A 23,248-nucleotide genomic window follows, 5' to 3' on the forward strand; every position below is an offset into this window, starting at 1 on the left:
AATGCGCCGCAGGCCCATCCGTAAGCCGCAGATTGCTCCGCGTTTCTTGGCTCCCCCATGCGAAGAAGCCACCTATCCGGTATTAGCTACCGTTTCCGGTAGTTATCCCGGTCTTCCGGGCAGGTTGCCTACGTGTTACTCACCCGTCCGCCGCTCCGGATAATTCCCCGAAGGAAATCATCCAGCGCTCGACTTGCATGTATTAGGCACGCCGCCAGCGTTCGTCCTGAGCCAGGATCAAACTCTCCAATAAATATTGCTTTTACCCCGGAAAGGGGATTGGATGTTGATTCAGCTCATTGCTTTGACTTGCTTCAAGTCGCACAAACACTTGCTCGTTGTTCAGTTTTCAAAGGACAAGTTCTACTACGAAGCCAGTCGCATCACTGCTTTCCAGCTTCTCACTTCATCGTCACCTTGTTTAGCGGCGACTTTCTTAATATATCACATTCGCCTAGGAAGATGCAAGACTTTTTTAAAGAAATTTTCTTCCTGTCTGTTAAGCGGCTTATCCGAAGATGAAGTGATCGCTTAACGGATTAATAATATATCACGTCTTCAGGCGAATTGCAAACAAAATTTTTAAAAAATATCCCGCAACAAACCAATGCTCTGAACAAAATTAAGAAAAAACGTCTATCGACGTCCATTCAGGGATGAGCGCCCGCGGCTCTGCGGTATTTTTTTTGGTACAGAAAGTCGCATTTCGCTTTAATCCAGCGAAGTTGAACTTTGTGCAGAGTTTAAGCATGAAGGGACTTTTATAGAAAAGCTTCGGCGAAATGCCGGAATGTTCTTTCTATAGCGAAGGCCGACCGATGGCGGATTCCGCAAGGAGAAGCGCCAAGGACAAGCGATCCCTTTCGTCACCTGCGGTATTGAAAATTGAGCGCGTGGATACCGCCGCCGAAAGCAAATGTTGTATTTTGTGCAGAAAAAACGGGGCAATAAACCGCACTGGGCGCTCATTGTTGTAGAAAGTGCAACTTTTCGGGCGATGCTTCCGGGTTTGCAGCCAATCTCGCCCAAATTGTTGCACAAAATACAACATTCCCCTTCCTCTGGTACGAAGGATACGGAAAATGTTGTATTTTTTGCAGGATTCGTCGCCTCATATGCTCAGGGAGGGCAGCGAGCGCTCGGGCACATGCCTCGCACATATATCACCTCCTCATGGGCTGGCCCGAGAGAGGCAGTGAACGCTCGGGCACGCGCCCCACACGTATATCGTCGCCTCAAGTGCCCGATTGCGCCCGGGAAAGGGCATCGCTTACGCGGGGGCCGACCTCTCACGCGAAGCTCGACCGCGAACGCGGAGTTCGGGTGCCGCCGGCTGAGCATCCACTGATCGCCGCAAAAAACAATAACCTGAATTCCCCCAAGGAATCCAGGTTATCATTGGCCGTCTTATTCGGCTGCTTCCGCCGCCTTCAGTTCGTCGATAAATTGCTGATGGATCAATCCGTTGCTGGCAACGACGTTCCGCACATTCAGGTTGTACGGCTGACCGAGCGGGTCGGTCACCATGCCTCCCGATTCGCTGATTAACAGAGAGCCTGCCGCAATATCCCACGGATTGAGCCCCACTTCCCAAAATCCGCTTAGCCGACCGGCAGCGACATAAGCCATATGAAGCGCCGCGGAACCGTTCACGCGAATATTGCGCACCTTGCCGCTGAGCGCCTGAAGCCCCCGCATGTTCACCGCGGCATGATCCTTATCCGGCGGAAAGCCGGTGGCGACAAGGCTGTCGGACAGCTTCGCTTCCGCAGATACCCGCAAGCGGCGCCCTCTGACGTAAGCGCCTTTACCTTTCTCGGCAACAAAAAGCTCGTTATGCACCGGATTGTACACCACGCCAACGATCACTTCTCCCTTATATGCCAACGCGATCGATACCGCAAAGAAAGGGAAACCGTGCACGAAGTTGGTCGTGCCGTCCAAAGGATCGACAATCCACAAATATTCGGCGCCGCTCAGCTTCGCCAAAGCTTGCCGGGAAGCGTCCGGCCCCGGCTCGACGGATTCTTCGCCAAGGATGCCGTGCTTGGGAAAGTGCGTCTGGATCAGGTTGCGGATCATCGTTTCCGCTCCCTTGTCCACTTCGGTCACCAGATCGTTCATTGCCGATTTTGTATGTAAGCTGTTATAATCGCCCAGCTTGCTTTGAATCCATTCACCGGCTTTGGACGCCGTATTAATGGCAACAGCCGTAAAGCTTTTGCTTCCAAGCGTGTGGTTTGCCAACACAATCAACCCTCTTCATCATTACTGGAAACGAACAAAGCTTCCGAGCTTTCGTCGCGGAAATAAGCTTAATAAGTTCATCCCGTTTTCACTTTCAGTATAGTTAATATACGTTCGAAAAGCTATAGCGTTTCGTCCCGATTTATGTCATCTCTGTAAAACGGCATGCGTGTCACAGGACCGGCGGCAGACAATTAAGAAAACCGTCTATCGAAGTCCTTTCAAGGATGAGCGGGCCGCGATTTAGCGGTTGTTTTTGGGTACAGAAAGTCGCGCTTCGCTTTATCGCTTTTGCAAAGTTAACCTTTCTGTAACGATAAATAAATAGCAGTCGTTCGCCAAAAAAACGAACAACTGCCCTTGGGCCGGCCAGAATCAAACGCCAACGATATGATAACCGCTATCTACATAAATCACTTCTCCCGTAATGCCTCGCGATAGCGGGCTCATCAGGAACAGCGCGGTATCTCCGACCTCTGCCGCCTCCGTCGTCCGCCGCAGGGGAGCTTTCTCCTCCACCTGCTTGAGAATGGAGTTGAAATCTTTAATGCCTTTGGCAGCCAACGTGCGAATCGGCCCGGCCGATATAGCGTTCACGCGAATGTTATACGGCCCCAAGTCTCCGGCCAAATAACGGACGCTCGATTCCAGGGCAGCCTTCGCCACGCCCATGACATTGTAATTTTTCAAAACCCTCTCCGCTCCGAGATAAGTCATGGTCACGACGCTTCCGCCCTCTGTCATCAAGGGGTACAGCTTCGAAACGACGGCAACGAGGGAATAGACGCTGATATCATGGGCCAAGGCGAAGCCATCGCGCGACGTGTCCACAAACATGCCCTCCAGCTCTTCCGTCTTGGCAAAAGCGATGCAATGTGCGATACCGTGGAGAACGCCGAATTGTTCACGCAGCCGTTCCGCCAGCCGGTCGATCTCTTCATCCGATGTCACATTGCATGGAATGACAACGGAACCGTGGATCGTATCGGCGAGCTTGCGGACGCGCTGCTCAACCCTCTCGCTTTCGTAGGTAAAAGCGAGCCGCGCCCCCTGAGCGGCGAGCGATTGCGCGATGGCCCACGCAATGCTGCGATCGTTGGCGACTCCCATAACAACAATATTTTTGCCGGCTACCAAAGAATTCATAGGCTGCTGTCCCCTCTCCCTGGATTCGATGTACAAGCACCTTTCCTCAAAATAACCGATTTTTCCGATTTTTACAAGTCGAAAAAAAGTCTCCTGGCTCATATTTCGAAGGAAGCCTGAGTCAGCAAGGAGACGCCGGGCTCGCGTTGAACATCCTCCATCAACCTGAGCAGCGCAGCGTCCTTCTGCTTCGCCTCCAGCATGACGTCTAGGCACGGAGTCATTGGAGCAATCGCCCGTAAAAATCGGAGCAATTTCGCCGCATCGACGTAATCGGCGTGGCTGCGCGGCTCGGCATCGCTTTTCGGGCTGGAGGCGTGAATTTTGGGAGGAAGCCTGCCGCCCTCCATCTGAAACGGAAAAGCGTTCTCCCATGTCGCTTGAATGCGGGGCCAAAGCGCCTCTGCCGCTTCTCCGGCATTATTCACCTCATGATGATGAAGATCCAGCACCATCGGCGCGCCAACCGTCTCGCACACCTCCAATGTCTCCAGCGCATTGAACGTTTTGTCGTCGTTCTCCAGCGTGATGCTTCGCGCGATTCGCTCGGGAAGCGCGGCAAAGCGCTCGATGAACCGGGCGCGGGCCGCCGGTTTGTTGCCGTACGTGCCGCCGATATGAATGTTGCAATTCGCGGAGAGCTTAAGTCCCATCGCCTCCAGCATCGCAACGTGCCGTTCCAGATCCGCGAGCGAACTCTCCAGCACATTGTGCCGCGGCGTGCTCAGCACCGTGTAATGTTCGGGATGAAAGCTCAGGCGCATGCCGTGCTGCTTCGCATAGCGGCCCAGCTCGGCAAAGTCTGCGGCCAATGCGGGAAGAGGGTCCCATTCCTTCAGCAGCTCGTGTCCGAGGAGCGGAATCAGTCTCGACGAACAGCGGTATATTTTGATGTCGTATGCCCGGTTATGCTTAAGCAGGCGCAATGTGTTGCGAATATTGTCCGCTGCAATCCGTTCCAGCTTGCGAACGGCCGCTTCCCTGTCCGCGATTTTCACGAAATTGGCCGCGGTCATCGTTTGGGAGGGCGACGCATTTTTAACGAGAACCGACATGGCGACATAGCCCAGACGAACGATCATGCAGATCACGCTCCTCTTGCGGATACTGCCTATTAGCGTTCCCCGCAGGGCTAAAAACAACAAAACATCCCTTGGAGACGCTTCTTCCGCGTCCTAAGGGATGTTCATATTGCCCGGGGCCACCCGGGGGAACTTCTTATGAAGAAACCGATCTTTCGCCGAAAAACATTTCTGCGGCGAGCGACGTTTGAATGCGGGCTTCCTCTTCCGTCAGCCGGCGCACCAGCTCCATCTCCACTTCGGTAATCTCCTCGCCCTGGAAGTTGATTTCGGCAATGGAGGCTACGATTTTCACGATCGCCACAGCCTGATTATCCGGCGTATAGGCGATGACCTTCTGTCCCGTCGGGTACACGCGAAAGCCTTGCTTCACCATCTTACTGCGGCCGTATTCCAGCAGCTCGTACAGCTCCTGTTCGGACTTGAACTTGCAGACGGAATTGAACTCGGTCTGAAATCCCATGCTAGCGCTCCTTTCGACAATGTTTCGGTTAGCCTTAGCATAAGGGAAGAAAGACGCCGATTGCAAGCGGCCAGGCCCGGAAACGCCGGGTACGCGGCGCCGGGAGCCATGCTTCAACCTATCCCAGATCGAACGTGTACTGGAGCTTCTGTCTGGACGCATGGCGTTCAAGCGCAAGTCCGATCAAATCGTCCAGCAGCTCGCGGTACGGCTTTCCGCTTTCGCTCCACAGCAGCGGATACATGCTGAACGGAGTAAATCCCGGCATCGTGTTGATTTCATTGATGAAGATTTGCCCGTCGCTCTTCCTCATGAAGAAATCGACGCGGGAGAGACCGGCTCCATCGATAGCCAGGAACGCCCGCACAGCCAGCTCGCGGAGATGATCCGCGGTTTCGCCGGGCAACTCTGCGGGGATAATCATCGACGACTTGCCGTCAACATACTTCGCCTTGTAATCATAGAATTCGTTGGAAGAGACGATCTCGCCGACCACCGACGCTTTCGGGTCGTCATTGCCGAGCACGGCTACCTCCAGCTCCCGCGCTTCGACGAATTCTTCGACGATCACTTTGCGGTCGAAACGAAACGCGGTTTCGATGGCCGCGATCAGCTCGTCGCGATTTCTCGCCTTGCTGACGCCGACGCTGGAGCCCAGATTGGCCGGCTTGACAAAGCAAGGATAGCCGATCGCAATTTCCGTCTCCATCAAAAAGAACACGTGGTCCTTCTCCCATTGCGCCCGCGTAAAATGACGGAAGGCGCACTGCGGCAGCCCTTCCTGCGCGAAAATTTTCTTCATGATCACTTTGTCCATGCCGGCGGCGGAGGCCAGGACGCCTGCGCCGACATAAGCAATCCCCGCCATCTCCAGCAGCCCTTGAATCGTTCCGTCCTCTCCGAATGTGCCGTGCAGCAGCGGAAAAACGACGTCCAATGGCGCTGCGGCCGATCCCGCTTCCCCTTGAACGACGGACCCGGCGGCAAATATTGGCTGCAAAGCGGCAGCGGCCCCAAGCCCTCGCTCCTGCTCGAAGGTCAGAAGTTCGGCCGATTCGACCGGTCCGGTCAATTGCGGCCCTTGGCGCCACTCCCCGCTCTTCGTTATGTAGTAAGGATGCACCTCGTATTTGGCAAAATCAAACGCCTTGACGACAGCCAGCGCGGTTTGCAGCGAAACCTCGTGCTCCCCCGATCGGCCGCCGTATATCAGGCCTACGCGAATTTTATGGCTCATAACAACCTCCGGTTCGAACGTGTTTGGATGATGCATGCCCAGTCCTTAAATGGCAAAGCCTAAAAGAGGTTGTTCGCTGACCGGCGTGCAGTAGCAAAAATGACTGAAGAAAACGCCGGTTGACGGAACGCGCCAATTCAAGGAGGATTTGGTCGCAAAAGTACAGTGAAGGCTACGGAATCTATCTTGAAAAATTGGACGGAACCCTCCGGCGAATTTTTCAACACCGAAGGTGACGACCGATGACGACAGGAACCGCTCGTCATAGGTGTCTATCCTGATCATTCGACGAATGTCTGTCAGCGAATGTTCAGTACCGCAGGCGACGGCCGCTGGCGAAGCCATCGCTTGCCATAGGCGTTTACAGCGTATCGGCAATATGCAAAAAACGATAGCGCGTATTGTCCGTCCATGCCGGGGAATCTTTGTAGCTCCAGTATCGGCGTCTGCTGCTCACGGTGTGGGCATTGACCAGCGGCATCCCGTTGCCGTCCTTGGCCGTGACGATTGTGCTGTGCCGATACCTGCCGTTGCCGTCCCAGTCGTAGCTGATGACATCGCCGGGCGCAAGCTGCCGGGGGTCTTCTACTTCCCTGGCGCGAAGGCCGCTGCGGCTTGTCAGCAAATAAAACTGCAAGCTGCCGGCGACAGCCCAACTGTAGCTCCAAAGCTCCCGTCCGCCGCTGCGGCCGCGGTACCACCAGCCCGAATCTCTCCTACCAGTATAGTTCATCTGCGCACCGCCTGCAAAGAGGCACTGGGATACATAATTCGTGCAGTCGACTTCGAAATGAAGATAGGCCGGATTGCTGCCGTTCCACCATTTGTCGGCATACTCGACCGCTTTCCCCCGGTCGAATGAGACGCGGGCTCCGATCTGCATGGCCGGCAGCATGCCGGGATTCAAATACGGCACGGACGGCGCTCTCATCAGGCCATCGGCGGCAAACGCGCCGTCCGCTTCCGGAAGCGCCCCGACGCCCGCTGGCTTGACGACAAGCCCGAGCTCGTTGTCGAGAGGCTCGATCTTCGTAACGAGCCAGCGGTCCTCCAGCGGCTCCAGCGTGATCCGCTCCCGCTCGATGCGCTGCTCCTCCAGCTCCTCGTGACGGATCATTCCGATCGCGGTCCGCTTCATGGCGATGTCCGCCACGATCGCCTCGCCGCGCCGCACAGTGCGCAGTACGGCGAGGCGCGTCTCGTTTTTATACGGAGAGAAGGCGCGGGAGGCGTCTTCTTCCGCCCTGCGGGCGAGCAGCCGCGAGCGCATATCCAAATAATGGATGTCCGACACGTAAGGATACATCGATTCCACCGTGCAGTCGAGGTCGGCTTGGTTGCGATGATGGACGTAATCGTACAGCGTCGTTTTCCAGGGCATACGGGCACCTCCGGATGGTTTCGTCCTTATGAGGAAACGTAAGCTTTGTTGGATGCCTATGACCCATCATATGAAGAAACGCCTGCAAAAATGATTCGTAAGCGGCGGAGCCTTTTTTGCCCATTGAAGCAAATGAATCTTTACGAACCGGCCACCAAGCATGTATACTATGTATAGAGCAATTTTGAAATCGAGTTTCACCAGATGAAACAAGATCCAAAAAGCGACATTCTGATAAGGAGGCCATGCGATATGTCCAAGAAAGACCCGTTCAAGGTCCGCAAGCAGCTGAACGTTGCCGGCAAGTCCTACAACTACTACAGCCTGCGTTCCTTTGAAGAGCAAGGACACGGCGTCGTGTCGAACTTGCCGTTCTCCATCAAGGTGCTGCTCGAAGCGGCTATCCGCCAATATGACGGACGCGCCATTACAGACGAGCATGTGAAGCAAATCGCCGGATGGGCGACGGATCGCGACGCCAATAAAGAAATTCCGTTCATCCCTGCGCGGATCGTGCTGCAGGACTTCACCGGGGTGCCGGTCGTCGTCGACCTGGCGGCTATGAGAGATACGATGAAGCGCGCCGGCGGCGACCCGAAGCGGATCAACCCGCTCGTACCGGTCGATCTCGTTATCGACCACTCCGTGATGGTCGACGCGTTCGGTTCCAAAACCGCGCTCAACGAAAATATCGAGCTGGAATTCAAGCGCAACGAAGAGCGCTACCGCTTCCTGCGCTGGGCTCAGACAGCGTTCGACAATTTCCGCGCCGTACCGCCTTCGACAGGCATTGTGCACCAGGTAAACCTGGAATATCTCGCATCCGTTGCGGCTACGAAGGTCGTTGACGGCGAAACCGAGGTTTACCCGGATTCGCTCGTCGGCACCGACTCCCATACGACCATGATCAACGGTCTCGGCATCGTTGGCTGGGGCGTAGGCGGCATCGAGGCGGAAGCCGGCATGCTCGGCCAGCCTTTGTATTTCGTAACGCCGGAAGTCATCGGCTTCAAGCTGACCGGCACGCTGGCAGAAGGCGCGACAGCTACCGACCTGGCGCTGACCGTTACGCAAATGCTCCGCAAGAAAGGCGTCGTCGGCAAATTCGTCGAGTTCTACGGCCCGGGCCTCAGCAGCATCAGCCTGGCTGACCGCGCGACAGTCGCCAACATGGCGCCGGAATACGGCGCGACAATCGGCTTCTTCCCGGTCGACTCCGAATCGCTGAACTACCTGCGCAGCACCGGACGCTCCGAAGAGCAGATTGCGCTCGTGGAAGCATACTATAAAGAGCAAGGCATGTTCCGTACCGACGAGACGCCGGACCCGGTATTCAGCGACGTGATCGAGCTGGATCTCGCTACGGTCGTACCGAGCTTGGCCGGTCCGAAGCGCCCGCAAGACCGCGTAGAGCTGACGGACATGAAGCAGTCGTTCAACGAGATTATCCGCACGCCGATCGAGAAGGGCGGCTACGGCCTGTCCGAGGAGAAGATCGCCGAGAAAGTGACGGTCAAGCATCCGAACGGCGAAACCAGCACGATGGGCACAGGCGCTGTCGTCATCGCAGCGATCACTTCCTGTACCAATACATCTAACCCAAGCGTTATGATCGGCGCCGGGCTCGTCGCCAAGAAGGCGGTAGCCCGCGGTCTGAAAAAACCGGGCTACGTCAAAAGCAGCTTGACGCCGGGCTCCCTGGTCGTTACCGAATATTTGCAAAAGGCCGGCCTGATCGAGCCGCTCGAAGCGCTCGGCTTCCACGTGGCAGGCTACGGCTGCGCAACATGCATCGGCAACTCCGGCCCGCTGCCGGATGAAGTCAGCGCGGCGATCGCCGACAACGATATGACCGTTGCCGCTGTACTGTCCGGCAACCGGAACTTCGAAGGCCGCGTTCATGCGCAGGTCAAAGCGAACTACCTGGCTTCTCCGCCGCTGGTCGTCGCATACGCGCTGGCCGGCACGGTGAACATCGACCTGGCGAACGAGCCGATCGGCTACGACCAGTCGAATCAGCCGGTCTACCTGAAGGACATCTGGCCGACTTCGCAAGAGATTCAAGAGGCGATCTCAAGCGCCATGAGTCCCGATCTGTACCGCGCGAAATATGCCGACGTCTTCCGCGCGAACGAGCGCTGGAACGCCATCGACGTGCCGGAAGGCGATCTGTACGAGTGGGATCCGAACTCCACTTACATTCAAAACCCGCCGTTCTTCACGAACCTGGGCTCCGAGCTGGACGACATCACCGACATCCGCGGGGCGAAAACGCTGGCTCTGCTCGGCGACTCCGTGACGACGGACCATATCTCCCCTGCCGGGAATATCAAGGTCGACAGCCCGGCCGGCAAATATTTGATCGAGCACGGCGTGAAGAAGGAGGACTTCAACTCCTACGGTTCCCGCCGCGGCAACCACGAGGTCATGATGCGCGGCACATTCGCCAACATCCGCATCCGCAACCAAGTGGCTCCGGGAACGGAGGGCGGCGTAACGACGTATCTGCCGACCGGCGAAGTCGAGTCGATCTACGATGCATCGATGAAATACCAGCAATCCGGCACGAACCTTGTCGTGATCGCCGGCAAAGAGTACGGCACCGGTTCCTCCCGAGACTGGGCGGCCAAAGGCACGTTCCTGCTCGGGGTGAAAGCTGTCATCGCCGAAAGCTTCGAGCGGATTCACCGCTCCAACCTCGTCGGCATGGGCGTGCTCCCGCTGCAGTTCACCGAAGGCCAAAGCTGGAAGACGCTGGGGCTGACCGGCCGCGAGACGTTCGACATCGTCGGCCTGTCCAACGACGTGCAGCCAGGTCAAAAGCTGACCGTAAACGCAGTTCGCGAGGACGGCTCGTCGTTCAGCTTCGAGGTCATCGTTCGCCTCGACAGCATGGTCGACGTCGACTACTACCGCAACGGCGGCATCCTGCAAACGGTGCTTCGCCAAATCATGAAGTAAGCTTGAACGCCATAGCAGGCCAAGCGCAAGCAGCGTAGAATCGCGAAGGCGCCGCTCTCCGATCGGAGACGGCGCCTTCTGCTGTTTATTGCGCACAAGCGCTGAATGTTCAAGATATACGCCTATGCCTTGCGCGGCACCGTCAGATGGTGATAACAGCACCCCGGGCTCTTATAAAGCCGGAAATTCCGGCAATAACCTGCATCGGCCTCGGCGCCGTTTCCCGGCTAGCGGACCATCTTGCCCATACGCCTGGCTGCTTCTACCAGGGCCGGAGCGATCTGCATCATCGTCTCCAGCGTCAGCCGGTTGGACGGGCCGGACACGGCCAGCGCGGCGATCAGTCGGCCCGCCCGGTTCAGAATCGGCGCCGCCACAGCGGCCGCCCCGGGCTCGCGCTCCTCCACGCTGGTGGCGTACCCGAGAGCGACCACTTCCTCCAGCTGCTTGCGGTATAGATCCGGGTCCACCGCAGCCGGCCACGACGGATCGCTCAAGATTTGCTCCTGCTCGGCCGGATCGGCGAATGCGACGAGAACTTTGCTCGATGCGCCGACATACAGCGGCAGTCTTGCCCCGATAGGTGCAACCCGGCGAATCTCCTGATTACTCTGCACCGCCTGCACGCGCAAGCGGTCCATGCCGTCGCGGACATACAGGCTGACCGTCTCGCCGATCTGGTCCCTCAGCCGCTCGAGCTCCGGCAGGAAAATAAGCGCCGGATCGTCGCTGTGCGTCAAATTCGCCGACAGCTCCCAGATGCGAAAGCCGAGCCGGTAACGCTCGCTGGCCGGATCGCGTATAATGAATCCCTTGCCTTCAAGCGATGCCAGCAGCCGATGCACCGTGCTCTTATGCAGCCCTACCTTCGCGGCGATCTCCGTCAAGCTCAAGTCTTCCGCTTCCGCGAAGCAGAGGAGTATATCCAGCGCCCGTTCCACCGCGCGTACCGTTAATTTGCCATCCTCCAATCCATTCCACTCCCCGAAAATCCGTTTCACTAGTTGAAATATATTATACTTAATTTTCGGAAAATGCGCCACTGGTCATCCCAAATTTTCCCTTAACACGCGCTACTTTTTCCATTTCTATTCCAAATATTACAGCAGCATTACAGATTGTTTACATCTGCTCCTATCGATTGACGTGATCCGACAACCCGTATACTATTAAAACATAAGGATCTAAATTTTATGGATCTCGGCGGTTTCCCGATTATTCGATCGCTGCCTGCCGTCCGTTCATCATGTACATCTCGGGAGGGATCCGCTCATGGAAGGCAATGTTCAACCCCCTGTGCCTATTAATCAAACATCAGTTGGAACCGCTTCCAATCGAGTCACGATTTTACGCAAATACCGCTGGCTCTGGGTTTCTCTGCTGTCGCTCGCGCTGTTTGCCACAAGCCTCATCATTGCGTTCCATGCCTATATCGCATGGATGCTGGCCAGGCCGCACATCGACCCGCTCGTGTCGAATCCGAAAGCGTGGTTCGGCGCCTCCTACGAGGACGTGCGCTTCCCCAGCCTGAACGGCTCGACCGAGCTGTCCGGCTGGTACATTCCGGCCTCCTCCCCTTCGCAATCCGGCAAAACTGTCGTTTTCTCGCATGGCTACGGCGGCAACCGGGAAGAAATCTGGGTGCCGATCTACGATCTGGCCCAAGCGGTTCAACAGCAGGGCTACAACGTGCTCATGTTCGACTACGGCTACGTCCAGCCGCAAGCGATCGTCAACGGCGGCGTCCGCGAATCCGAGGAGCTGCTCGGAGCGGTCCAATATGCCAGAGAACGCGGAGCGGATCAGGTGTTCGTATGGGGCTTCTCGATGGGCGCAGGCACCGCGCTGCAGGCGGCGCTGCACGACAAGCAGCTGATCGACGCCATGATTCTCGACAGCACGTTCATTCTGGAGCCAGCGACATTGTATCATAACATGAAGCAAGTGGCCAATCTGCCGTCGATTTCGCAGCCGCTCGTCCATTTCTTCTTCCCGATCATCAACGGGATCAGCTTCAAGCAAATTCCGTACCAGACGGTAAAAGAAGCGCAGTACCGCATGCCGATCTTTTTCATTCACGGCAAAATGGACCAGAAGGCGCCGTACGAAATCGCCCAGGATATTTACAATCGTCAGGCCGCCGATTCCGGTTCCCAGCTGTGGCTATTGCCGAACGACGGCCACGAGCTGATCTATCGCGCGCACAAGGATGCGTACTTGCAGATGACGACAGGATTTTTAAGGACATATTCCCATCATTGATATATCTATCGGCCTTCCCGAATACAATGTCCATTGGATGCCCGCCTGGCTCACAGAGCAGGTCGCGGGCAACGGACACGGGGAGGTTTTTGGCTATGCTGAATGTTTACGGGACGCTTATGCCGCTCAGAGTGCTGGAAGAAATCCGTTTTTGGAAAATGCAGGAGCGCGAGCATACCGTCGTCATCCGCGCGCTGGTCCCGGAACTGGAGCCCGAGTATGTCGAATGGCTGGATCGGTGGGAAGATATCTTTGCCCGGACCGAAGCGGCCAGCCAGCAGTGGATCGAGACGGCGCTGCGCACGCACGGCCCGCTCAGCCCTTATGTATGCCGGTGCATCGATGAGCTGCTGGCCAGGTCGAAGGCGGAATCGCAGGAGTTCATCTGCCAGCTGTTCCTGCTGCAGGAACGCAGTAAGCCGGTCAAGGCCAATCCTGTCGTGCAGACCGTCCTTCTTCACATCATCCGCGAATCGGAATATTTCCTCGGTGTGCTGCAATCGGTCACCGGCGTCGCCCATTGGGTTCCGATGCGCCGGGAAGCAGAGCCGTCCCGCCCCGCTGACGCGGACGCCTTTCAACCGCCCGGGCCGCTTCAAGCCGGTGCTTCAGAACCAGCGCCAAGAAGCGCCGCGGAAGCGGAAGCACGCGCCGAGAGCGGACGCCAGGACAATGACGAAAGCGCCCCCGGGGAGAAGCAAGCTTTCATTCATCTGCTCGGTCGGGAAGACGGCCGCGAATGGACGGCGACGCAGGAAGGCACATGGTCAGGGGGGGGCAACGAAGCGCCGGCCGCTCCGGGCGTTTTGAAGCCTGTGCCGATCGGCGGTCATACGCTGCCACCGCTTCCTTATGCCTACGAAGCGCTTGAGCCGTATATCGACGCGGAGACGATGCGGCTGCATCACGACAAGCACCACCTCAGCTATGTAGAGGGCTTGAACAAAGCGGAGAAAGCGCTGGAGCAGGCGCGGCGGTCCGGTGATTTCGATCTGGTGAAGCATTGGGAGCGGGAATTGGCGTTCAACGGAGCCGGCCATTACTTGCACACGGTGTTCTGGAACGTGATGAAGCCGCAGGGCGGCGGCAAGCCTACGGGGCCGATCGCGCAGGAGATTAACAAAACGTTCGGCAGCTTCGATGCGTTCAAGAAGCATTTCAGCGCGGCAGCGGAAAAAGTGGAGGGCGGCGGATGGGCCATTCTCGTCTGGAGTCCGCGCAGCCACCGGGTGGAAATATTGCAGGCGGAAAAGCACCAGAACTTGTCGCAATGGGACGTCATCCCGCTGCTCGTGCTTGACGTCTGGGAGCACTCCTATTATTTGAAATATAAGAACGAGCGCCCCAAATATATCGCGGCCTGGTGGAATGTCGTCAATTGGGATCATGTGAACGAACGCTACTCCGCAGCCCGCGCGCTGCGCTGGCTGCCTTATTGAGAAGAATATCGCCCCGCGGCTTAAAGCCCGGTCTTCGCGCCGGACTTCTTGACCAGCTGCCGGGGCGCTTTATTTCTTGCAGCAGATATACGATAATTTAGCCATAAGCCGTTTGTCGGGAGGAACACTATGCGAGCGGAGCATGGCTTCATGAATATCGGAACAGATGCGAGGGCGAGTCTGTATGTCTATGGCTGGCTGCCTGACGGCGCCGGCGAATCGGTGAAAGCGGTGGTGCAGATCTCCCACGGCATGGCGGAGACGGCGGCGAGGTACGAGCGGTTCGCCACGGTCTTGACGGCCCGCGGCTACGCCGTTTATGGGGGCGATCATCGGGGTCACGGCCGCACCGCCGGGCGCCCTGAAGCGGTCGGCGATCCGGGACCGGACAGCTTCGCCCGCATGACGGACGACCTGGCCGCCGTCACGGAGCGGATTGCCGAACTTCACCCCGGCGTGCCGATCGTCCTGTTCGGCCACAGCATGGGCTCGTTTGTAGCCCAGCGGTACATGTACCGGTATCCCGCGAAGCTGGCCGGGGTCATCTTGTCCGGATCGGACGGGCCCAAGGGCCCCGAGCTCAGCCTCGGCCTGCTGCTGGCGCGGCTGGAAGCCCGCTGGCGGGGCGACGGGCACCGCAGCCGGCTGCTGAACGCACTGACCTTCGGCGGGTACAACCGCCGGTTTCGCCCGGTCCGCACCGCGTTCGACTGGTTAAGCCGCGACCCGGAGGAGGTCGACCGCTATATCGCCGATCCTTATTGCGGCGGCGTCTTCACGGCCGGCTTCTTCCGGGATTTCTTCGCCGGGCTGCGGGATATTCATCAGCCGCAGCATCTGCGGCGCATTCCCAGAGAGCTGCCGATCCTGATCGTCTCCGGCGACAACGACCCGGTCGGACGATTCGGCGCGGGCGTGCGGCAGCTGGCCGAGCTGTACCGGCAGCTCGGATTGCGCCACGTTCAGTGCAAGCTGTATCCCGGCGCCAGGCACGAGCTGCTGAACGAGACCAACCGGGAAGAAGTGACGTTCGATGTGCTGCAGTGGCTGGACCGGCTATCGAAGGGAGCTCCAAACTGTTGAATGACCCGCTATTCGAGTGCAAGGACAAGCTGTCGCCGGACAGCGGCCATCAAGGAGGAATGCATATGACAGACAAGTCCGGACCAGCGCCTTCGCCGGCAGCCCGGCGCGGGCGGTTCGCTCCGACCCCGTCAGGCCTGCTGCATATCGGCAACGCCTTCGCCGCGCTGCTCGCCTGGCTGCAAATCCGCCGCGCGGGCGGGACGTTCGTGCTGCGGATAGAGGATATCGACAAGCCCCGCTCCCGTCCCGAATATGCCGAGCAAATCCTGGACGATCTTCGCTGGCTCGGCATCGATTGGGACGAAGGCCCGGATATCGGGGGCCCGTACGGGCCGTACGAGCAGAGCGCCCGGGAAGAGCGCTACCGCGCAGCGTTGGCGCGGCTGGAGCGCGATCGCTGGCTCTACCCGTGCTACTGCAGCCGGGCCGAGCTGATGGCGATCGCCAGCGCGCCGCATGGTCTTGCCGCCGAAGGCCCGGCCTACCCCGGCATATGCCGCGGCCTTACCGCAGAGGAGCGGCAGGCGAGATCGCTTGCCAAGACGCCCTCCCTTCGCTTCGCCATGCCGGAGCATGAGGTGACTTACGTGGACGGCATTGCCGGGCCGCAGCGGTTCCCCGCCGGGGCCGGGGGCGACTTCGTCGTGCAGCGGGCCGACGGCATCATCGGCTACCAGCTCGCAGTCGTCGTGGACGATGCAGACATGGGCATCACCGATGTGCTGCGGGGCTGGGACCTGCTCGACTCGACGCCGCGGCAGCTCCTGCTGCTTAAGGCCCTCGGGCTGCCGGCTCCCCGCTACGCTCACGTCCCCCTTCTGTATGGTCCGGACGGGCGGCGGCTGTCAAAGCGCCACGGCTCCGTCACCTTGCGGGGCATTCGCCAGACGCTCCGCTCGCCGGAGAGGCTCATCGGCCAATTGGCCCATCTTGCCGGGCTGCTGGAACGACCGGAACCACTCAAAGCCCGGGAGCTGACGCCCTGCTTCGAGCTCTCCCGCATTCCGCAGAAGCAAGTGATCGTGAGCGAGAACATGCTTCGGCTGCTATCGGTGCCTTGACCCGCTCAGCAGGGCGACAGCCGCCGGCACACGCCCGTTCGGCATAGCGACAGCCGCCGGCAACACCGCTCAGCGGGCAGCACACGCCGGCACGCGCCCGTTCGGCATAGCGACAGCCGCCGGCAGCGCCGCTCAGCGGGCAGCACACGTCGGCACACGCCCGTTCGGCATAGCGACAGCCGCCGGCAACACCGCTCAGCGGGCAGCACACGCCGGCACACGCCCGGCCGACCGTCGGCAGGAATACCGTCTATCGTCTCCCCATCACAATATCCTCTCTAACGCAAGTGACAAACGCTATTTTGCTGAAACGCTGCCTTTTTAAAATGTAACGCAACTAGGTAACGCTATTTTGTCAAAAACGCTGAGTCGGGTACCCCAAAATGCCGAATAAGGCTGCTTACTTGCGTTACAATTTCAAATCGATGGTTTCGAGGGAAATAAGCTCTGTGGCTAGCGTTAGCCCAAGGTCTGCCGGCAAAGCCCGGCAAAACGAACCCGCATCGTTGCAACGATCCGCAGGCAGGAGGAAACGCTGAGCCCGCGGTCAGCAAAGTGAGGCTTGCAACGCGAGGTTTGCAACGCGAGACTTGCAACGCGAGGCCTGCAAAGTGAGGCTTGCAACGTAGGGTTTGCAAGCCAGCAACCAGACCAGCGGCTTGAGGCCATTCCACCGTTTCCACGCTTCCACGCTTCCCCGAAAATGCTGTGCCTTCCTTAGTCCCACTCAGCCTCAGCTGCCTCCCGTACTTGGCCGCAACCGCTCCCCATGTCCATGATGCTTCTTCAGGACAGATTCGTTTCACCGGGCCCGAGGAAGTCCTATGATGCGAAAAACGTCTATCGATGTCCATTCAAGGATGAACGGGCCGCAGCTTAAGCGGTCGTTTTTCTTGGTACAGAAAGTCGCACTTCGCTTTAAGCCTTTTGCGAAGTTAAACTTTCTGTAACATTAAAGCAAGAACGACCCGGTGAGGGTCGTTCTTGCACTGGTCGAATCTATAGCTTGTTTTCCCGATATATGGCTTGTTATTCCCGAATCAAGGACAAAAACTCCGAGCGCAGCGCCGAGCTTGTCCGGAATTGGCCCCGCACGGCGGAAGTCACCGTCTTGCTGCCGGGCTTCTTGACCCCTCTTGCGCACATGCACAGATGCTCGCCGGTAACGACGACCATACAGCCGTGCGGCTCCAGCTCCCGCTCGATAATATCCGCGAGCTCCGAGGTGATGCGCTCCTGCACCTGAAGCCTGCGGGTGATCGCTTCAACGAGACGGGCAAACTTGCTGAGGCCGGCAATTTTGCCGCTGGGAATATAGCCGATATGCACGTGGCCGAAGAACGGAGCCATGTGGTGCTCGCATTGGCTGTAATACACGATATCCTTCACGATGACAAGCTCCTCGTGGTTCTCATCGAAAGCGACCCCAAGGATGTCTTTGACATCCGCTTCGTAGCCCGCGAAAATCTCCTCGAACATGCGCGTAACCCGGGCCGGCGTATCCCTGAGCCCATCGCGATCGACATCCTCGCCGATGAGCCGCAGTATTTCCCGGACATGGTGCTCAACCAATTCCCTGTTCTCCGCAACGCGGGTATTTCTATATTCTTTTGCCGGCATAGCCGATCGCACTCCTCTGTCGCCTAAAGAGAAAGCCCTCTCGGGAATAGACGCCGTAACGAACGGATTTCGTCAGCGGTCGTCACCTTCTTGCCCAATGACATTTTGCCGGCATACACCGCCAAAACCGCAAGATAGGCTCCGGGGCTTTAGGGGCGGAATTTTTTATTTTTCATCATCTGCTGCATCTTCTGCATCTGTTTATTGTTCAAATTATACCCCATTTGCTTGGCCATTCGCTGCAGCAGCTCCGGATCGCTCTGCATCTTCTCCAATTGCTTCCGCAAATAGTAGACCCCTGCGAAAAATCCGATCACAACGCCCACAATCAAGGTTACGATCGGAATGACATAATTCCACCACATACCTGCCGGTTCACCTCAAAACTGTTGTTTTCCAAGTCAAGCATCCACCCATCATCTTACCATGACGCCGGATAAGATACAAATGATTACTCCAGCACGCTCTCGATAAAAACGGTCGTATGCTTGGCCAGGTCCACTTCCTTGACGTCCAGATCCCCGGCTGCGCCCTGCTTGACGACGCGAATGACCGGCCTGCCGGGCAATCCCCGGTGCTGTCCGACGACAACTCCGGTCTCGCGCGTGCTGAGACGCACCGAGGTGCCGGTCGGATATACGGAAATGATGCGCATAAAGTGAATGACCGCATCCAGATCGAGCGTCTTGCCGCCCAGCGCCATGAGATGCTCGCATGCCTCATGGGGAAGCATGCGGGAGCCCGTCCCCGGAGGATACAGCAGGTTGTCATAGACATTGGCTACAGCGACGATTTTGGCGTACAGATGAATTTCGCCGGCGGGAAGCCCGCGCGGCCAGCCAAGCCCGTCGATCGTCTCATGATGCTGAAAAGCGACATGGGCCACCAGCAGGCTCAGCTCCCGCTTGTTCTTCAGTACCTCGAATCCGCGCCAGGCGTGATGCTTGCGCGGGTCCTCCGACGCATCGTCGACGATCGTCTCCAGCTTGCCTACATCGTGCAGCAGCGCGCCGATCGCCAGCTCGCGAAGCTGCGTAGTGGACAGCCCCATGTTGATGCCGATCAGCACGGACATCATGCATACGTTCATCGCATGGACATACATCGCGTTGTCGTGAGTCCGGATGTCCGACAGCTGCAGCAGCACGTCCTTGTTGTCCATCATTTCGGCCAGCAGCGTGTCGATGCTGACGTTCATTCGCTTCATGTTGAACTCTTTGCCCGAGCGAAGCGCCTCCATCGCCTCGCCCATCTGCTGCATCATAAGCCGCTTGGTCTCTTCCGACACAAGATCGTCGATCTCCACATCCTCCAGCAGCGGGTCCTTGATATAGATCATCGTTACCCCGATTCGCCGCAAGGTCGTAATCATGTACACTGTCAGCTGCACGCCTTCCGAAAGAAGGACCGTCCCGTTGGCGGCGAACACCGTTCGGCCCAAATATTGTCCCGGCTCCACATTGTCTATGTGCACATATCTCATGGAGGGTCTCCCCCTTATTCATCGCGATAATGTTTCCGTATCATCATTGTTCGGCGCTATTGTTCGGCGCTGGACGGAAATTTTCGGCGCTGGATGAGGCCGCCGCGGACTGAGCCGCCTTCTCGATCTCGCGCCGGGCCGCTTCGTCGGTTTCCCGCTCGAGCGCGGCAAGCAGCGCTTCCTTCGCCTCCCGGCCCCCGATTCGACCCAAGGCCCAGGCGGCCGTCGCCCGAATCTCATGCCGCGGGTCGCTATGCAGCAGCTCGATCAGCTCCGGCACACTGCTGGCGTCGCGGAAGTTGCCAAGCGCCAAAATCGCGTTGCGCTGAATCGGCTTCTTGCCCCGCCAGGAGGCCGCGCTTGTGCCGAAGCGCTCCTTGAACTCGCGGTTCGACATGAACAACAGCGGCTTCAGCAGCGGCTTGACCTGTTCCGGGTCGGGCTTCAGCTCCGGATGCCTGTCGAAGTGCAGCCCTTTATTTTTCGGGCAGACGATTTGGCACGTATCGCAGCCATACAAGCGGTTGCCGATTTTGCGCTTCAATTCGTCGTCCTCGATAATCCCTTTCGTCTGCGTCAGGAAAGACACGCACCGCGGCGCGTTCAGCTGCCCCGGCCCGACCAGCGCGCCCGTCGGACAGGCATCGATGCAGAGCGTGCAATCGCCGCACGATTCCAGGATCGGCTCGTCCGGCGGAAAAGGAACGTTCGTAATCATCTCGCCGAGATAGACCCACGAGCCGAATTCCGGGGTAATTACGGAGCAATTGCGGCCCAGCCAGCCGATGCCCGCCCGCTCCGCCACAGCCCGGTCCACCAGCGCGCCGGTATCGACCATAGATAGGGTTCTCGCTCCCGGAACCCGCTCCATGACCCAGGCCTCCAGCCGCTTAAGCCGGTCGCGGAGCACGTGATGGTAATCCATGCCCCAGGCCGACCGCGACAAAATGCCCCGGTAAGCCCCCTTCTCCGAGCGAGGGGGGTTGTCCAGCTTGGACGGATAGGCGATGGCTATGGATATGATCGAACGCGGCTCCGGAAGCGACAGCGACGGATCGATCCGCTTGTCGATATCCGGCTCCTCGAAACCGGACTCCCTTCCCTGCGCCCGATGATTAAGCAAAATCTCTTTCAGCTCAGTGAACGGGTCGGCACTGGCGAAGCCGATCTTGTCGATGCCGAGACTGCCCGCCGCTGCGCGCAGCTCCTCCTTCAGACGGGCCCAGTCCCCGCCGGTCGCGGGCGTAGCCTCCACGTCGCTGACCTTCTGCCGCTCCGTCTTCGTCCTGCTCGTTTCCGTCATCCTGCATCACCCTTCGCTTCGCGGCATCTTCCGTTCCCGTCCCGCCTCTCCTCGCGCACTCCTCTTCCCCTTGCAGCCGCTCCCGAAAATGCGGCCGCCCGGGACGCAGGCCGGCCATGACCCGCACTGCTTCCGCGCGCTGTTCATTGCGCCGCCTGCTGCTTCCATGCTTCCCACAGCTTGTAATAATATATGACCGTGCGGTCATCGAAAGGCGCCTGGCCCGAGTCGATTCGTGCCAGCACGTCCTTCAGGCCGTGCCGCACTTTGCTGTCCACAACGGCAGAATAATGATACAGCGTCTTATGACGCTCATACTCCTCCTGATCGACGATCTGCACATCGCCTCCGGGCATCCGGATGACGTCGAGATCGTAGTCGATATAAGTCAGCACCTGGCCGCTCACATAAGGCGGAGAAGCCACGTTGCAGTAATAGCGAATCCCCGCTTCTTCCATCAGCGCAACGACATTGAACCACCGCTTCGGAATGAAGAAGGAAATGCCGGGAATCCGGCTTATCCATTCCTTGCCGTCCGCCTCTACGATTTTTGTATGGCAGTTAACGAACACGAGCATGCCGTCCTGATGGTGCTCCTCCTGGAGCCGTTCTGCGGGCACCCGCCAATTTTCCAGCCACATCCGGTGAAGGTGGCCGTCATGTTTGAAGCTTTTAATAATGTAGCTTGTAAAATCCGCCATGAGGTCCAGACCCTTCTGCTCGGTTTGCTGTCCGCGCCTCCCTGCGACGCCGAATGGTTCATCTCCCTGAATAGACGCCTATGATAAAGGAATCTTTATCATCGGTCGTCACCTTCGGTACTAGAAATCGCCGACGGTCTTCGTCGAATGATCAGGATAGACGCCTATGATAGAGGAATCTTTATTATCGGCCGTCGCCTTCGGTCCTGTAAATTCGCCGACGGTCTTCGTCGAATGATCGAGATGCTCTTGTTATAACTCAACTTTCGCAGTATGAAATCGGCAAACAAGCCTTGATGTAGTTGGGCAAAGCAGCAATCCATTGCTGGAGTTGACGTTGAATCAGAGTCGAAAGCTTTTTTCCTGCTTTTGTTGCGATTTCGTTGATCAGATCGAGCAGTTGCTGCAAGGCGATCGCCCAGTCCAACGTGCCAACTTCGTCGCACAACACATAAAACAGGCCGCCGAACGAGCGGGCATCCGTACTTTGCCGATGCTGCCAGGCCAGCAGAATATAACGGGAAAACACAATGGTCGTATGGCTAATCAGCAAATCATAGGAGCGGCCTTGAAACTCCTTCTGCAAACGAAGCAGCGACTTGGTGCACTTGAAGAAGACCTCAATGTCCCAGCGGATCGCATAAATACGAATGACGTCCTCCACGGAGAGGGAAAGATCCGTCGTCAGCACTGCGAGCCATTCGTTCTTCTTCGTGCGATGACGGACGAATACTACGTGAACCGGTATGCCGGAGGCAAGCTCGGTTCGAATCGAACGAAGGATGCCTCGTTTCTTGCTTTGCACCGGAGACGCTGCCGCATATAGTTCTTTTAACGACAGCTTCCGGCCTTGAACAAGGAAACGCTTATTGTCGTTCTTGATCATGCCGATCACATGGAGCCCACGGGATATGATTTCCCCAATGAGGGGGGCGTGCGTGAACCAACTGTCCATCAAGACATAGGAGGCCGTGGCTCCCGCGGCAAGCGCGCGATCCAACATCGAAACAATCACTTGCGGAGCCGACAAGAGTGCTTCTTGACGTCGCTTATAGCCGTTCGTCCGTTTGTCGATCTTCTCACTCATGCCGTTAATGGCAGATTTGCTGGAACTGAGCAGCGCGAAGTCCAGCGGCAGGAAAGTATGGCCGTCGGACCATCCCATGGTGAGCATGCGAAAGCCCTTGTAATAAGCGCCGGTAGCATGATCTTTGAATCTGGCCAGCAACTCGACGGCTTTGCTGCGGTTGCGCTCGAACATCGAATCGTCAACGATGAAGACGGTGTCCCGATTTGCCGACGTAAGAACGTTGACCTTCTGCACTGTTGCGATGCTGAGCGACGTCAGAAAACGACGCCAGGCAAAGCCTGCATGGTTGAGGAAACGATAGACGGCATCCTTGCCGGGAAAGGAGTCGCCCTTGCTGCTCTCAAGCAGTCGAAACCAATTCTTCTGGTGAAACAGAAGGACAAAGACGAGTTGAAACAGCCGAGCACAGCTAAAGCCAAAACGCTTACGGAATCCGGCTTGTTGAAGATGTTTCATCACTTTCAGTTCTTGAAAAGCGGGCTTTAATTCGTTAGGCAGTTGATTCAGGTCGGGCTGATGATCTATCATGATGGAAGACACCTCTTCTGTCTGGTAGTGGAAGTCGTTACTCTCACTTTACCAAACGAAGCGGTGTTTTTCTATTTTGGCAAGCTGGCTAATCAGCAGACCCTAAGCCCGCTCCACAATTGGTTTTACATTGATTTTCTAGGTGCGAAAGTTGAGTT

The 23,248-nt window shown here is 57.6% G+C and carries 18 protein-coding genes and 1 rRNA gene; 5 read left to right on the top strand and 14 right to left on the bottom strand.

The window, feature by feature from the left end; translation table 11 throughout:
- The 7 genes from F591_RS0123390 to F591_RS0123420 form a co-directional block, all read right to left on the bottom strand.
- Nucleotides 1-253 (bottom strand): 16S ribosomal RNA (locus F591_RS0123390); the annotation flags it as partial.
- Between the two features lie 1,154 nt (nucleotides 254-1,407).
- A complete protein-coding gene (locus tag F591_RS0123395; protein WP_019537034.1) occupies nucleotides 1,408-2,250 on the bottom strand; it encodes an inositol monophosphatase family protein in 843 nt (280 codons plus the stop codon).
- Between the two features lie 372 nt (nucleotides 2,251-2,622).
- Entirely contained in the window at nucleotides 2,623-3,393 is a 771-nt protein-coding gene (fabI, locus tag F591_RS0123400) for an enoyl-ACP reductase FabI (RefSeq protein WP_019537035.1), read from the bottom strand.
- A 98-nt stretch (nucleotides 3,394-3,491) separates the two neighbouring features.
- Nucleotides 3,492-4,475 (bottom strand): UV DNA damage repair endonuclease UvsE, encoded by a 984-nt coding sequence (uvsE, locus tag F591_RS0123405; protein WP_019537036.1) that lies wholly within the window; start codon nucleotides 4,473-4,475, stop codon nucleotides 3,492-3,494.
- A 136-nt stretch (nucleotides 4,476-4,611) separates the two neighbouring features.
- A complete protein-coding gene (locus tag F591_RS0123410; RefSeq protein ID WP_019537037.1) occupies nucleotides 4,612-4,938 on the bottom strand; it encodes a hypothetical protein in 327 nt (108 codons plus the stop codon).
- A gap of 118 nt (nucleotides 4,939-5,056) precedes the next feature.
- Nucleotides 5,057-6,175, bottom strand: a complete 1,119-nt coding sequence (locus F591_RS0123415; RefSeq protein WP_019537038.1) for a D-alanine--D-alanine ligase — start codon at nucleotides 6,173-6,175, stop codon at nucleotides 5,057-5,059.
- A 361-nt stretch (nucleotides 6,176-6,536) separates the two neighbouring features.
- Nucleotides 6,537-7,556, bottom strand: coding sequence for an amidase domain-containing protein (locus tag F591_RS0123420; protein WP_019537039.1), 1,020 nt, complete (start codon nucleotides 7,554-7,556; stop codon nucleotides 6,537-6,539).
- A gap of 252 nt (nucleotides 7,557-7,808) precedes the next feature.
- Here F591_RS0123420 and acnA point away from each other — a divergent pair, with 252 nt between their 5' ends.
- Nucleotides 7,809-10,517, top strand: coding sequence for an aconitate hydratase AcnA (gene acnA / locus F591_RS0123425; protein WP_019537040.1), 2,709 nt, complete (start codon nucleotides 7,809-7,811; stop codon nucleotides 10,515-10,517).
- A gap of 227 nt (nucleotides 10,518-10,744) precedes the next feature.
- Here acnA and F591_RS0123430 read toward each other — a convergent pair whose 3' ends face one another.
- The gene (locus F591_RS0123430) at nucleotides 10,745-11,488 is read right to left on the bottom strand and encodes an IclR family transcriptional regulator (RefSeq protein ID WP_019537041.1); all 744 of its coding nucleotides are present in this window, start codon (nucleotides 11,486-11,488) and stop codon (nucleotides 10,745-10,747) included.
- 301 nt (nucleotides 11,489-11,789) lie between these two features.
- Here F591_RS0123430 and F591_RS0123435 point away from each other — a divergent pair, with 301 nt between their 5' ends.
- The 4 genes from F591_RS0123435 (at nucleotide 11,790) to gluQRS (ending at nucleotide 16,365) form a co-directional block, all read left to right on the top strand.
- Nucleotides 11,790-12,779 (top strand): alpha/beta hydrolase, encoded by a 990-nt coding sequence (locus F591_RS0123435; RefSeq protein ID WP_019537042.1) that lies wholly within the window; start codon nucleotides 11,790-11,792, stop codon nucleotides 12,777-12,779.
- 95 nt (nucleotides 12,780-12,874) lie between these two features.
- Nucleotides 12,875-14,218 (top strand): Fe-Mn family superoxide dismutase, encoded by a 1,344-nt coding sequence (locus F591_RS0123440; protein WP_019537043.1) that lies wholly within the window; start codon nucleotides 12,875-12,877, stop codon nucleotides 14,216-14,218.
- 150 nt (nucleotides 14,219-14,368) lie between these two features.
- Nucleotides 14,369-15,301, top strand: coding sequence for an alpha/beta hydrolase (locus tag F591_RS0123445; RefSeq protein ID WP_040742405.1), 933 nt, complete (start codon nucleotides 14,369-14,371; stop codon nucleotides 15,299-15,301).
- Nucleotides 15,302-15,366: 65 nt separating this feature from the next.
- A complete protein-coding gene (gene gluQRS / locus F591_RS0123450; protein ID WP_051109250.1) occupies nucleotides 15,367-16,365 on the top strand; it encodes a tRNA glutamyl-Q(34) synthetase GluQRS in 999 nt (332 codons plus the stop codon).
- 1,029 nt (nucleotides 16,366-17,394) lie between these two features.
- Here the strand turns inward: gluQRS and folE are convergent.
- The 6 genes from folE to F591_RS0123485 form a co-directional block, all read right to left on the bottom strand.
- On the bottom strand, nucleotides 17,395-17,985 hold the full coding sequence (gene folE, locus F591_RS0123460; RefSeq protein ID WP_019537047.1) for a GTP cyclohydrolase I FolE: 591 nt from the start codon (nucleotides 17,983-17,985) through the stop codon (nucleotides 17,395-17,397).
- 149 nt (nucleotides 17,986-18,134) lie between these two features.
- Nucleotides 18,135-18,350 (bottom strand): YneF family protein, encoded by a 216-nt coding sequence (locus tag F591_RS0123465; RefSeq protein WP_019537048.1) that lies wholly within the window; start codon nucleotides 18,348-18,350, stop codon nucleotides 18,135-18,137.
- Nucleotides 18,351-18,436: 86 nt separating this feature from the next.
- Nucleotides 18,437-19,468, bottom strand: a complete 1,032-nt coding sequence (locus tag F591_RS0123470; protein WP_019537049.1) for an HD-GYP domain-containing protein — start codon at nucleotides 19,466-19,468, stop codon at nucleotides 18,437-18,439.
- Nucleotides 19,469-19,511: 43 nt separating this feature from the next.
- Entirely contained in the window at nucleotides 19,512-20,771 is a 1,260-nt protein-coding gene (queG, locus tag F591_RS0123475) for a tRNA epoxyqueuosine(34) reductase QueG (protein WP_019537050.1), read from the bottom strand.
- 143 nt (nucleotides 20,772-20,914) lie between these two features.
- Complete coding sequence (locus F591_RS0123480) at nucleotides 20,915-21,472, bottom strand: DUF402 domain-containing protein (RefSeq protein WP_019537051.1); 558 nt, start codon at nucleotides 21,470-21,472, stop codon at nucleotides 20,915-20,917.
- Nucleotides 21,473-21,731: 259 nt separating this feature from the next.
- Entirely contained in the window at nucleotides 21,732-23,090 is a 1,359-nt protein-coding gene (locus F591_RS0123485; protein WP_019536798.1) for an IS4 family transposase, read from the bottom strand.
- Nucleotides 23,091-23,248: the final 158 nt, after the last annotated feature.

Source organism: Paenibacillus ginsengihumi DSM 21568, from assembly GCF_000380965.1.
Lineage (GTDB): Bacteria > Bacillota > Bacilli > Paenibacillales > NBRC-103111 > Paenibacillus_G > Paenibacillus_G ginsengihumi.